General features: G+C 38.1%; 17 protein-coding genes and 1 pseudogene. 13 read left to right on the top strand and 5 right to left on the bottom strand.

Annotation, left to right across the window (positions count from 1 at the left end):
- Positions 1-3: 3 nt before the first annotated feature.
- The 9 genes and pseudogenes from ACWYN3_RS12980 (at position 4) to ACWYN3_RS12940 (ending at position 6,252) form a co-directional block, all read left to right on the top strand.
- A complete protein-coding gene (locus ACWYN3_RS12980) occupies positions 4-441 on the top strand; it encodes a hypothetical protein (protein ID WP_456221523.1) in 438 nt (145 codons plus the stop codon).
- Positions 398-1,486, top strand: a complete 1,089-nt coding sequence (locus ACWYN3_RS12975) for a RagB/SusD family nutrient uptake outer membrane protein (RefSeq protein WP_456221522.1) — start codon at positions 398-400, stop codon at positions 1,484-1,486. The genes ACWYN3_RS12980 and ACWYN3_RS12975 overlap by 44 nt, the downstream gene beginning before the upstream one ends.
- A 29-nt stretch (positions 1,487-1,515) precedes the next feature.
- Positions 1,516-2,223 carry a fasciclin domain-containing protein gene (locus tag ACWYN3_RS12970; RefSeq protein WP_456221521.1) on the top strand — a complete coding sequence of 236 codons (708 nt, stop codon included), beginning with the start codon at positions 1,516-1,518 and terminating at the stop codon, positions 2,221-2,223.
- Between the two features lie 10 nt (positions 2,224-2,233).
- Complete coding sequence (locus tag ACWYN3_RS12965; protein ID WP_456221520.1) at positions 2,234-3,289, top strand: DUF5007 domain-containing protein; 1,056 nt, start codon at positions 2,234-2,236, stop codon at positions 3,287-3,289.
- A 4-nt stretch (positions 3,290-3,293) separates the two neighbouring features.
- A complete protein-coding gene (locus ACWYN3_RS12960; RefSeq protein ID WP_456221519.1) occupies positions 3,294-3,695 on the top strand; it encodes a DUF3472 domain-containing protein in 402 nt (133 codons plus the stop codon).
- Positions 3,691-3,807, top strand: a pseudogene (locus tag ACWYN3_RS12955) (hypothetical protein); the annotation flags it as partial. The gene ACWYN3_RS12960 and the pseudogene ACWYN3_RS12955, both read left to right, overlap by 5 nt.
- Positions 3,804-4,415: a DUF3472 domain-containing protein gene (locus tag ACWYN3_RS12950; RefSeq protein WP_456221518.1), complete on the top strand. Its 612-nt coding sequence runs from the start codon at positions 3,804-3,806 to the stop codon at positions 4,413-4,415. The pseudogene ACWYN3_RS12955 and the gene ACWYN3_RS12950, both read left to right, overlap by 4 nt.
- Positions 4,416-4,665: 250 nt before the next feature.
- The gene (locus ACWYN3_RS12945; RefSeq protein ID WP_456221517.1) at positions 4,666-5,532 is read left to right on the top strand and encodes an AraC family transcriptional regulator; all 867 of its coding nucleotides are present in this window, start codon (positions 4,666-4,668) and stop codon (positions 5,530-5,532) included.
- A 213-nt stretch (positions 5,533-5,745) separates the two neighbouring features.
- Entirely contained in the window at positions 5,746-6,252 is a 507-nt protein-coding gene (locus ACWYN3_RS12940; RefSeq protein ID WP_456221516.1) for a class I SAM-dependent methyltransferase, read from the top strand.
- 49 nt (positions 6,253-6,301) lie between these two features.
- On the opposite strand, the gene ACWYN3_RS12935 is transcribed toward ACWYN3_RS12940, so the two are convergent.
- The 3 genes from ACWYN3_RS12935 to ACWYN3_RS12925 form a co-directional block, all read right to left on the bottom strand.
- Positions 6,302-6,625, bottom strand: coding sequence for a hypothetical protein (locus ACWYN3_RS12935; RefSeq protein WP_456221515.1), 324 nt, complete (start codon positions 6,623-6,625; stop codon positions 6,302-6,304).
- An 86-nt stretch (positions 6,626-6,711) separates the two neighbouring features.
- Positions 6,712-7,452: an MFS transporter gene (locus tag ACWYN3_RS12930; protein ID WP_456222990.1), complete on the bottom strand. Its 741-nt coding sequence runs from the start codon at positions 7,450-7,452 to the stop codon at positions 6,712-6,714.
- A gap of 43 nt (positions 7,453-7,495) precedes the next feature.
- The gene (locus ACWYN3_RS12925; RefSeq protein ID WP_456221514.1) at positions 7,496-7,642 is read right to left on the bottom strand and encodes a hypothetical protein; all 147 of its coding nucleotides are present in this window, start codon (positions 7,640-7,642) and stop codon (positions 7,496-7,498) included.
- A gap of 327 nt (positions 7,643-7,969) precedes the next feature.
- On the opposite strand from ACWYN3_RS12925, the gene ACWYN3_RS12920 reads away from it, so the two are divergent.
- On the top strand, positions 7,970-8,410 hold the full coding sequence (locus tag ACWYN3_RS12920; RefSeq protein ID WP_456221513.1) for an SRPBCC domain-containing protein: 441 nt from the start codon (positions 7,970-7,972) through the stop codon (positions 8,408-8,410).
- Positions 8,411-8,425: 15 nt separating this feature from the next.
- Here the strand turns inward: ACWYN3_RS12920 and ACWYN3_RS12915 are convergent, their stop codons facing one another.
- Both ACWYN3_RS12915 and ACWYN3_RS12910 read right to left on the bottom strand, forming a co-directional pair.
- A complete protein-coding gene (locus ACWYN3_RS12915; protein ID WP_456221512.1) occupies positions 8,426-8,650 on the bottom strand; it encodes a hypothetical protein in 225 nt (74 codons plus the stop codon).
- A complete protein-coding gene (locus ACWYN3_RS12910) occupies positions 8,631-8,804 on the bottom strand; it encodes a hypothetical protein (protein ID WP_456222989.1) in 174 nt (57 codons plus the stop codon). The genes ACWYN3_RS12915 and ACWYN3_RS12910 overlap by 20 nt, the downstream gene beginning before the upstream one ends.
- Positions 8,805-9,145: 341 nt before the next feature.
- Between ACWYN3_RS12910 and ACWYN3_RS12905 the strand changes: the two genes are divergently transcribed.
- The 3 genes from ACWYN3_RS12905 to ACWYN3_RS12895 are packed head-to-tail and all read left to right on the top strand — an operon-like array spanning position 9,146 to position 12,066.
- The gene (locus ACWYN3_RS12905; RefSeq protein WP_456221511.1) at positions 9,146-10,702 is read left to right on the top strand and encodes a B12-binding domain-containing radical SAM protein; all 1,557 of its coding nucleotides are present in this window, start codon (positions 9,146-9,148) and stop codon (positions 10,700-10,702) included.
- A 47-nt stretch (positions 10,703-10,749) separates the two neighbouring features.
- Positions 10,750-11,184 carry a hypothetical protein gene (locus ACWYN3_RS12900; protein ID WP_456221510.1) on the top strand — a complete coding sequence of 145 codons (435 nt, stop codon included), beginning with the start codon at positions 10,750-10,752 and terminating at the stop codon, positions 11,182-11,184.
- A 60-nt stretch (positions 11,185-11,244) separates the two neighbouring features.
- On the top strand, positions 11,245-12,066 hold the full coding sequence (locus ACWYN3_RS12895; RefSeq protein WP_456221509.1) for a helix-turn-helix domain-containing protein: 822 nt from the start codon (positions 11,245-11,247) through the stop codon (positions 12,064-12,066).

The following is a 12,066-nucleotide window of genomic DNA, read 5'->3' as shown; positions in this document are numbered from 1 at the left end:
AAGATGAAGATATTCAATATAAAATATAGCGTACTGGCAATTGGATTGCTGATGTTTTTGAGCTGTCTTACATTTTCATGTAAGAAGGCTCTGGAGAATAATTTGGAAAATGCTACTTACGAAAATTCGTTCTGGCAAAATGAAAAGGATGTAGATGGTGCAGTTTTAGGGGCTTATGCACTTTTGCGTAAAAGTCTCTTTCAGGATAATTGCTTTTTTCTTTGGGGAGACGGGCCTGTAGGTCTTTTCAATTCAGATGATACCAATGTATCCGGTATGTATACTACGGGATCTTTTACAGTTGCATATCGCCAGGAAGGGGCTCATAACTGGACAAACTGGTTTCAGATTGTAAGTTTATCAAACCTGATTATTGAAAAAACCAATGCTATACCTGATGCTAAATTTGCGTCTGGTCGTAAAAAACTATTTACTGGGTGAGGCTTACTTTTTACGTGCTTTATCTTATTTCTACATGACCAGGGTATGGGGGGATCTTCCCTTACAATTAACTGCAGTCACCACAGCAGATCAGGTGAAATTAATTGGCAGAACTGATGAGAAGCAGATTATGACTCAGATCATTTCTGATGCAACAAAAGCTTCTTCTTTGTTAACCTGGGACGGCCTGAATACGAATCAGCGGATAAGAGCCAGTAAAGGTTCAGCACTGGCACTATTAGCGCATGCTTCTGCGTGGACAAACGACTATGCAAAAACAGTTCTTTATACAGATTCATTGACTAGCAGGGCTGATTTGTTTAATCTTCAGCCTAAAGGAACGATCCGTAAACTATTCAGTAATACCAGTAGTGAAGAGAATATTCTGGCTATTCCATCGAAGTATGCAAATAATGAATCCAGCAGCAATAGCACCATTGCTTTTTTAACGATCAGCAGTGATATTGTAAAGGGGATGCCTAATGCTAATCCGACTTATTTTCTTTCACCAATTGCGCTGGATAATTTATACACTTCGGATGATACCAGGAAACAAGAATTTGTAGCTTACCGGAATGTCAGTGATGTGAAGCCTAATCTTGTTAAATATGCTGATATACAGAATGTTGGTTCGGATGGTAAATATGATTTAAGGGCAGAAAGCAATCTTATTATATTCAGACTTGCTGATATTATTCTATTAAAAGCGGAGGCTCTCAATGCGTTGGGAAGAGATGGTGAAGCACTTACAGCAATCAATCAAATCCGTACCAGGGCAGGTATCGCATCAGTTTCCAGTTCATCAAGTTTGCTGAAACGGGATATTTTATTAGAACGGGAAAGAGAGCTGATCGGCGAAGGCCAGAGTTATTTTGACATTGTAAGGAACAGTAAATCATTTGGAACTGATGGAACCGGTTTTTACCCTTCATGGATGACCAAAGACCGTTTTAGTAAAAAAGGGTGGCTATGGCCTATTAATAACAGCATTATTAATCTCAATAGTCTTGTCAGTCAAAATGAATGGTGGAAAGGCCGTTATTAATCTTCATCCGATAATAAAAAAATATGAATATGAAACTAAGACACATATATATCACTGCCCTTCTGCTTGTTTTATTCGGAAGCGCGTGTAAAAAGAGCGCAATTATAGACGGAGGCCTAAGTAAAGAAAAGATTGATCTCACGACGACTTACGATTTTCTAAAATCAAATCCCCATCAAATGTTTGATACTACCTTATTGATTATTGATAAGGCAGGAATGAAAGATTTGATTAACGGGCCCGGAACCTTTTTCATTCCTAATGATTACGCCATTACCAATTTTTTGAATACCAAGCGTGATGAGGCCCGTAAAAAAAACGAGAAGTTGAATTATAACCTTGATTCGTTATTTAAGAATTTTTCACCTCAGATGCTCAGAGACTCTATGGCAATGTATTTCTTCCCTGAAAAGATTGTCAGGGACGGATTGACCAGTGAAGGTAAATCTTATCAATCCAGTACAAATGGAGTGGTACTGGATGTTTCACTTGAAGAGGCTGATCAATATACTGTTAATGGTATTATCACAAATAAGCCAAAGTATGTTTATCTGAATAAAATTCTGGGCGAAAAAGATGTACTGGAGGGACTGACTAAAGTCGATCCTTCAGGGGATGCTAAACTGCTTGATATCAAAGCACTTTGCCAGACGAGTGGAATTATCACCAATACGGGAGTGGTTCATGTGCTAAGCAATAGTCACATCTGGACATTCAAAACTAAGGTTTCAAATTAAATTTAAACAAATGAAAAAATATATCATATCAGGTCTGTTTATCTTATCAGTAGTTATATGGATGACAGGCTGCAAAAAGACACAGGTAGGTTATTTAAGTGATAACCTGCGCTATTCAGCTGACCCATTAACAGTTGTTCAGGGACAGTTCCAATTGTCTAACGGTATTATTCCGGATAATTCTACACCACCCTATACCATCACTTTGTTAAATATCCGTAATAAGCAAACCGGACTACGTGAAGAGTCTTTCTTTAAGGAGTATGATGTTCCGGTATGGAAAAAGGCATATGATCCAACAACAGACACTACGCTGGCTTTGATTAATGCTAAACGGGAAATTCAAAAGAAAGTTCCCTTTACAGTATTGCCACAGAGCGGTCAGTATCTGATTACACAGTCAACTGAAAATGTCCCTGTTGGTGATTATCTGATTGATCTGAAAGTAGAAAATCCAAATGGTACAAAAACATATATGGGTATCAATACAATCAGTGTCGTCAAACCAATCGAATATGAATATGTAAATGCACCATATTTTATAGCATTGAAAGCTGGAACAGAGACAGGAATCCGATTTCCTTTTGACGATCAGTGGGTAAATCCTGATTTGGGCCAGTCGACTAATACTACACTAACTATTAGAAGGGTGGCTAATTCGCCAAATCAGATTGTCTTAAAGGTAATAGATAAGAATGGTGCTGTTTTACCAGGAAAAGCTTTAGAGCAAAGGCCAAGTGGAAATAGTTTTTTGAAAACACTGAGTACATTCGCTTATAAAACTACTGTTACAGATACAGCAGTATTATATGACTATGCTCAAACTCGTTTTCCTGACGTTTACTGGGATTCGCAATCTAACGGTCTGAACTGTTATTACCGTATTTACAGTCAATATATTGCTTCCATTGATACCGCTGATGCTAAAAATTGGTTTCCGCCTAAACAGCTTCCATACGGTACCTGGAATAAGTATCCGGTGAATATTAATGTTCGTTTTAATACTAAATTGAACACCCCGGGTAAGTATATCTATGAATTGAAATTAAAACTGACTAAAAAATAACTATATGTATAAAATCGGATTTACAGCCATGCTGCTGTTTGTTTTTTCTATACAAGCAATCGGGCAGCAAAGCTGCCCGAAATGGGGCCCATATGTTAAAACGACCAAAATGGGAAAAATCAAAGCAGAGTTAATGATGGCAGATGTCATGATCCCTTCAGATGGGATTGCTCCTTATACTTACGCTTGTACTGTGCAGTTTGGAATTGGTAAAAGCGGAGGATATTGTGGTATTCAAAAAGCTGGAATCGGGGAGAAGCGCGCTCCTAATAATATTTTTTCAATCTGGGATTTTCCCAATAAAAAGCAAATCATAGCATCGTATAAAGATCCGCTGACATTTTGGAGGATTTGGTGGCGAGGGAACAGGTTTACATTCACATGCAGATTTCGGGTGGAAAGCTGATCAGTGGTATACCAACATTGTAAAACGATGGACTTTAAATGATTCTACAACACAAGTTGGTTACTGGATCTATGATCACCAGCAAAAAAAAAAACCTTTCGGCATTATGTGACGCTTACTGTTCCGGAGCATAATGCTATGTTGCATAGCGATATGGGGAGTTTTCTGGAGAATTTTGCTGATGAGAAGAAAAGGGCAAGAACAGCTGTTTATAAATCCTACTGGATGCAGGGAGAAGGTCAGCAATGGCTAAAACCAGATACCCTTATTGCAGAAGCGGGAGAAGGTTCATGGAAAGCAGTTCCTTATGGTAAAGATGGGGTAAAGGTAATGTCATGCGGAACAGAAATCGGGCCAAAGAAATATACTTTTGCGGTGCAGCAGGGCGATAAACCCGGAATTCTCAGTTCTGCCTCAGTCTATGATCTTTCTTCTTATTATTATGACCACTCACAAAAAAAGATATTTGTGAACTGGAGTGTTTTGCCAACTGCTACTCCTCAACTCAGTTACCAGGTGCAAATATTCGATAATAAGGATTGTTCAGGAAAACCTATTGCTGAGGTTACTGCTAAGGATCCCGAAATAACGAGTATTGGTTTGCCAGTAAATAATATCGTTCTTAAAAAACAAAATTATTATATCACGTTACAGATAACTGACATTTTTGGTCAGCTTGCACCAGTGAAAAAAACAATATTAGAAGAATTGAGACCTTAATTCTATAAATTTTAACGCCTTGAAAAACGAGACCCCTGTAAACCTGATTTTGCAGGGGTTTATTTTCAACTGGAGAAATTTAAGATCTCTTCAATTTTAATCCTGGAATCTTTAAATACTACTATATGGCAGCCGGTATTCCAAAATCCGTAGATATAAACCGCTTAGTTTTCCTTTAAATTTATTTAAGTTTGCGACACGTCAGCAATAATATTTCAAGAGCGAAAAAATTCTACAAGACATATCTGGCATGGACAAAATTCCAATAAGGCATATTCATGTAACCCAAAAAGAACCTGATTTTTCGGAGAGCTTCAGTATCCGTAATATTGAGCCTTTAATGGCTCAGTGTGACATGGTTCAAGAACTTCACAGGCATGACTTCTTTTACATTCTCGCTCTGGAAAAAGGAACAGGTAACCATGAGATAGATTTTACACCTTACGAAATTTGTGACCATTCTGTTTTTCTGATGCGTCCGGGTCAGGTACACCGGCTTATCCTAAAAACAGGGAGTAAAGGATACCTCCTGCAATTTAGAAATGATTTCCATTATCCTTATGACAAGGTATCAAATCAGCTATTACGTAAGGCAAGTCACATTAATTGCTATCAGTTTAATGAAAATAGATTTCAAAAAACACTTTCTATACTAACCTGTCTTTTTCAGGAATATACCGATAAAAAGGAACAATATCAGGAAGTTATAAAAGCAAATCTGAATATCTTTTTTATTGAACTCATCAGGCAGCAGGGTAAAAGCCTCCTGAAGAATGTCAACCCGTATATGCAAGAACGGCTTGATGAATTTTCAGATCTTTTAGAGACTCATGTTTTTAACTATAAACAAGTATCTCAATATGCTGAGATGTTGAATCTTTCCAACTACCAGCTAAATGCAATTACAAAAGCAACATTAGGCAAAACGTGTTCAGAACTTATTAATGAACATGTTATCCTGGAATCCAAAAGACATATTCTTGCAACCTCTGACCAGGTCAACCAGCTGGCATATCATCTGGGTTTCCAGGATGTTTCTTACTTTATCAGATTCTTCAAAAAACATACGGGATCTTCACCAGAAGAATTCAGACATAATTCAGATAAATCCTATTAAACTGCATTTTTATCCTATCCGGCAAATTGATACAGAAACTACTTTTGTGGTAAATAACAATAGTGATTATTTTATTAATAGAATTTTAAACCGAATCAGATATGAATCAAGAAATGGGATGAAAGATATCAGGATCATGAATTTGCTTACGGCAAGGAGCCTAACCTGTTTTTTAAAGAATGGCTGCAAAAATTTGAACCTGGATCTATATTAATGCCAGCCGATGGAGAAGGACGTAATGGAGTATATGCAGCACAAATAGGGTGGAAGGTGACTTCATTTGATCTAAGTATTCAAGGACAATCAAAAGCATTACAGCTTGCAAAAGAGAATGATGTTACGCTCAAGTATATTGTTGGAGATTTAGAACAGCTCCATTTCGAAAGAGGAGTATTCCATGCAATTGGGCTAGTGTACGCACATTTTTCAACAGCAGATAAATCATTATTTCATAGAAAGTTAGATGAGTATCTCAGACCAGGGGGTCTGATTATTTTAGAGGCTTTTAGTAAAAAACATATACAATTTAACGAAGTTAACCCCAAAGTTGGAGGCCCCGGGGATATTGATATGTTGTACTCCAAATCAGAAATATTAGCTGATTTTGAAAATTATGAAATACTCCTGTTAGTGGAAGAAGAGATTCTTTTAGATGAAGGGAAGTATCATATTGGAAAAGGTTCTGTAATCAGGTTTATAGGAAGAAAGTCAGGGAAGTAGGATACATTGCCCTCAAAAAGTCAGGTACTATTTGAGGGCATTTTTATGACTAATTAATAAAGTGTAGAAATAAGCCTGTATTTATTTGCCAGATACCGGCAATATATAATGCTGAAATCTCAGAAATTACCTCCTCTACAGGTCTGTCAGAGTGACGTAGTTGTAAAGCCATATCCCTCTTCCATAGCGCTGAAAATTCAAGCTCATCAGCCATTTGCGCAAGCTTGCTATGATTGGTAATATCTGGTACTCCAAATGGCTTTCCTTCCTGTCTGCGCTTATGATCTCCACTTGCAGACCAGTCATTATCTAAGGGTAATTCTAATCCGATAGTCAGTTTTCCTTGCTGTCCTATTTTGTCTAATCTGTTCATTATAATCTGTTTTTAAAATAAACTGCACACAGTCCTGCTGTCCCATGTTCTGTGAGATTTTTATTGTTGTATTGATTAAGGCCTAATTATTTGCGGTTGAGCCTTGCGCTGAATAAAGTAACGACAATAGCAAGAACAACATAGATGGCACCAACCCATGGTGTCGCACCAAGACCTAGCGGAGAGGCAACGATTAAGCCACCTGTATAGGCACCAATCGCAATTCCAATATTAAAGGAGGCGATGTTGAAAGCAGAGGCAACATCCTCAGTTCCAGGAAGGTGTTTCTCAGCAATCTGTACAACCAATAACTGTAGTCCGGGAACACTAGCGAAAGAAAGCCCTCCCATGAGAAACAAGGTAATGATTCCAAAAAGAGTGTTGTAGACAGTAAAAGTAAAGATTAGTAAAACTATGGCTTGCAAAGAAAACATCCACAGCAATGATTTTATAGGGTTTTTATTGGAAACTTTTCCACCAATAATATTACCTATAGCGATGGCAATACCATAAAGAAGAAAGATGACACTAACAATAGACTCTGACAATCCTGTAAGTTCCTGTAGAATTGGAGAAAGGTAAGTGAAGGCCACAAATGTACCTCCATAACCTAAAGCAGTCATTAAATAAGTAAGCAGCAAATGTTTATTTGTAATCACCTTCAGCTGCATTTTCAAGGACGCAGGTTGCTCGTTTTTTAGATTTCCGGGAACTAAGATCATGCTGGAGATTAAACCGGCAATGCCTAGTAATGCAACTCCGATAAAGGTAGCCTGCCACCCAAAATGCTGTCCGATAAATGTACCTAGTGGAACACCAGTGACAATGGCATCGGTGCACCAATGGCTACTACAATTGCGTAGAGGCTTACTAATAGTCCTGCTGAAGGATTGAGATTTGTAGATCTTTAGCTACAGTTGGCAATAAACCAACAATAACAAATTCTGTAGTTCCGATAGCGAAAGCACTAATGGTTAATGCCCATAATGCGGCTGGTATTCCTGTTTTCTTTGTCATGAAACTTTATTAGTTAAAATCATGATTTCAAATTGGGGGGTAGAATGCTGGTTTGTTATAAATTAAACAAACTTACCTAAGAAGGCTTTGTAATCATAATCACTTATATTATAGTGAGATATTGTAAAACTTATAGTAATACTATTTGAGCCAGGATTCTCTAAGTTATTTGGGTAAATCAAGGCAACTGGCATTAGGTTCTGAGCGCCTTGCAGCTTTGGTTAATCGTATTTTTCAATAAGGTTGTCGCAAACTCCTCCTCATTATGGCGTTGTTGCCCCTTACAAATATTAAACTGAGGTGTTAACTTTATATAAAAAAAAGGCTATGAAAAAGATGGAATTCAGTATTACGATTAATGCCCTGCCTGAGAGGGTTTGGGATGTGATCATTGGAAAAGATACCTATGATTTGTGGACTGCACCTTTTTGTGAAGGTTCAACTGTAAAAACCGACTGGAAGAAGGGGAGTAAAGCACTTTTTCTGGATGGCAAAGGTAACGGTATGGTTTCGGAGATCGTGGAAAGTATTCCCGGTCAGTTTTTATCCATTCATCATCTTGGAGAAGTGAAAAACGGAGTAGAAGAACCCACAACTTACCAGGGTGAAGACTGGGGAGATGCTTTGGAGAATTATACGCTTAAACCTGTGAATGGTAATCAAACTTTATGGCTGGTGGATATGGATATGAACGAAAATTATGTAGACTATATGGAAAAAACCTGGCCATTAGCACAACAAAAGGTCAAGGAGCTAGCTGAGAAGTAAAGATACTCAGAGAGGTTATGATTCTGCTGTATATTCTTTCAAAATATTCAGGGATGGAGCAAAGAACAGGCTTCCAGTATAGGCAGTACTGAAATCCAGTATCCTGTCATAATTTCCCGGAGGGCTTCCGATAAACATTCGTTCTAACATTTTATAAGTGGTACTGAACGTGTTTGCGTATGCAATAAAATATGTGCCAACCTCATTTTTTATCGTCCGATTACTTTTTCCGTTCTTCAACTGGCAGATTTGCCCAGCCCTGCATATTGTGCAGATACTTTTGTACAAAAAGATAGCTTCCTCCTTTGTAAGCTGCATCCTCGTCACCAACTGTGGCAAAGAATTGACGTTGGTCGCCTACAGGATTTTCTGTGCCATCTACAAAACCGAGAATTGATCACCCGGAGTAGCTACTGCTGTATGTTTTGATCCGGTAATCGCTTCAAAGTTTTTGATGCCTGAATTTAAAAAGATTTGCATAAATAAATATGAAAATTGACTAATCAGACAAGTATAGGCCAATACTAAAAAAATTATGGATATTTTTGTAACGAAATACAATTCCATTTTGAAAACAGATCTTTTCCTTGTTACGCCTCCCTTTACCCAACTGAATACCCCGTATCCTGCAACTGCATATATCAAAGGTTTTTTGAATACTAAAAATATTTCCTCAACTCAGGCCGATTTGGGTATTGAAGTAATTTTGGCCATATTTTCCAGGAAAGGAAAGGTTTGGAAGACCTTTTTTCTCATGCCGAGGATCGGGTTGATCAGTCAAAAAGTTCAAATGCAAAGCGAATTCTTGCTTTAAAAAACGAGTATATCAAAACTATTGATGCTGTTATAGCTTTTTTGCAAGGCAAAAATCCAACCTTAGCTTTGCAAATTTGTCAGGATGATTTTTTACCGGAGGCATCAAGATTCACGCAATTGGATGAGCTGGATTGGGCATTTGGTTCAATGGGGACACAGGATAAAGGGAAGCATTTAGCAACACTATATCTTGAGGATATTTCAGATTTTATTATTGAATGTATTGACCATAATTTTGGTTTTAGTCGTTATGCTGAAAGGTTAGGCAGGAGTGCAAATTCGTTTGATGAGCTTTATGAAGCTTTAAATCAAAGCTATACCTACATGGATAAAATCCTGATTGAAATTTTAGAAAAGAAAATTTCCGTTGTTCAACCTAAGTTATTCTTGATTTCAGTCCCTTTTCCAGGGAATTTGTATGCCGCTTTCCGATGCGCACAATATGTGAAACGAAGTTATCCTGAGGTTAAAATATCAATGGGTGGCGGTTTTGCCAATACAGAATTGCGTTCCGTTTCTGATAAGAGAGTATTTGAATTTTTCGATTATATCTCGCTGGATGATGGAGAGTTACCTATTGAATTGCTTTATAATTCGATCACAAAAGGAGGAGATTTTAACCTGTATAAAAGAACTTTTTTATTAGAGAATGGGGAGGTTACTTATAAAAATGATGCTTTAAAAAGCGACTATAAGCAGGCTGATGTGGGAACACCAGATTATAGTGATTTACAGTTGGATCAATACATTTCAGTCATAGAAATTGTAAATCCAATGCACCGGATGTGGAGTGATGGCCGCTGGAACAAATTGACAATGGCACATGGGTGTTATTGGGGTAAATGTACGTTCTGTGATATTTCTCTGGATTATATTAAGGTTTATGAACCTGTTGCAGCCAGGTTGATTGTAGACCGGATTGAAGAGTTAAGTGAGAAAACGGGACAGAATGGTTTTCACTTTGTTGACGAGGCTGCGCCACCGGCGCTGATGCGGGAAGTAGCACTGGAGATTTTAAGAAGAAAAATTTCTGTAAGCTGGTGGACGAATATCCGGTTTGAGAAAAGCTTTACCAGGGATTTATGTATTTTGCTAAAAGCATCAGGGTGTATTGCTGTTTCTGGTGGTTTAGAAGTGGCATCCGATAGGTTATTAAAACTAATTGACAAAGGCGTATCAGTTGAACAAGTGGCTCAGGTTACCCGGAATTTGACAGAAGCAGGGGTTTTGGTTCATGCTTATTTGATGTATGGGTATCCAACACAGACTATTCAGGAGACTGTAGATAGCCTGGAAATGGTGAGACAATTGTTTGAAGCAGGCGTTTTACAATCTGGCTTCTGGCATCAGTTTGCGATGACCGCACATAGCCCTGTTGGTATGTATCCAGAGAAATTTGGTGTGGTTAAAGAGACTGAGAGACTATCGGGACCTTCGCCAATAATGATATCAATTACATCGATAAAACAGGAATAGATCATGATAAATTTAGCTTTGGCTTAAAGAAATCACTTTTTAATTTTATGCACGGTATTTGCCTGGATTACAAATTGCAGGATTGGTTTGATTTTAAGATTCCGAAAGTCATGATTCCTTCGGATTTTATTGAGAAAGCTTTAAAGGAAGAAAGTAAGTTCGATACTAAACCAACTGCTAAAGTGGTTTGGTTAGGAGGGAAGCCAGATACAAAGTGCTTTGCAAAGCATAAGAAGGGCAATTCTTTGGAAACAATGATTTTAACTTTTCACGATAAAAAGGAAACTTTTAACATTCAGACTAATAAAAACGAAGGAGAGTGGCTGGCTTCAATCTTACAAAAAATAGCGGTTTCCAATGCGCAAGTTTATACCTTTAAAGAAATTAAAGCCGATTTCGAAACTACAATGGAGCATTTTGAATTGTTCTGGTATTCAAAACCGATTTATAATTTAAGAGATTTTGGGCTGTTGGTCTTATAGACAGTTAATCCCTTAATCATATAGGAAGATGTAACTCAGCAATAACCTAAATGAAATAGCATGCAGCATCAAGAATTTGAACCTCCTGAAGAGCTAGGGGATACCATAAAGTGCTTCTGGTACAACAAGATGGAATATGGAGAACTACAATCGGGTTTTGAGGTATTACCAGATGGTTACGCTGAAATTATTTTTCACTTTGGAAGCGACTGCAGCATGGCTAACAATGGAGTTTTGCAGCCATTGCCATCACCGTTTATAATGGGGCTGCTCAATCAGCCTGTTGTTTTTCACACGAAAAACCGTTTAGAAATTATTGCTATCAGGTGCTTTCCCTGGACTGTGTTCGATTTGCTTGGATTACCTTCTGGTAAAGGCGGCGTGCGTATATTCGAACATCCTATTGCTCAGCTTCAATCCACATTGAATAAATTGATTCATGCTAACAAGATAGATGAAGAAGCGATAGCTCAGGTAAAACAGTATTTTCTGAATGCGCGGTCGTTGGTTGCTGTTGACAGTATGCTATTCAAAGCGGGAGTTGCTATGAGGGGGGCAAAGGGCAACATGCCGGTAAGCCAGGTGGCGGAGGCGGCTCATGCAACAGTTCGTACATTGGAAAGGAACTTCAAGCAATCTTCTGGCTATACTGTTAAAGACGTGTCTGGTCTGATGCGCTTTGAGCAGGTACGAAACCAATTGTGGCATTATCCGGATTCTAATATTGCCAGCTTAGCTCATGAGGTGGGCTATACAGATCAATCCCACCTAAGCAGAGAATTCAAACGCTACAGCGGCACAACACCAGCGGCATTCGCACGAAAAGCAAAGAAAGGGAAGCAGGTTGTTAGTGACGATTTTGTCGCATTTATACAAGACTAA

Source organism: Pedobacter sp. NJ-S-72, from assembly GCF_053890575.1.
The sequence above is the reverse complement of the archived record's forward strand: the minus strand, read 5'-3'. Positions and strand labels throughout refer to the sequence as shown.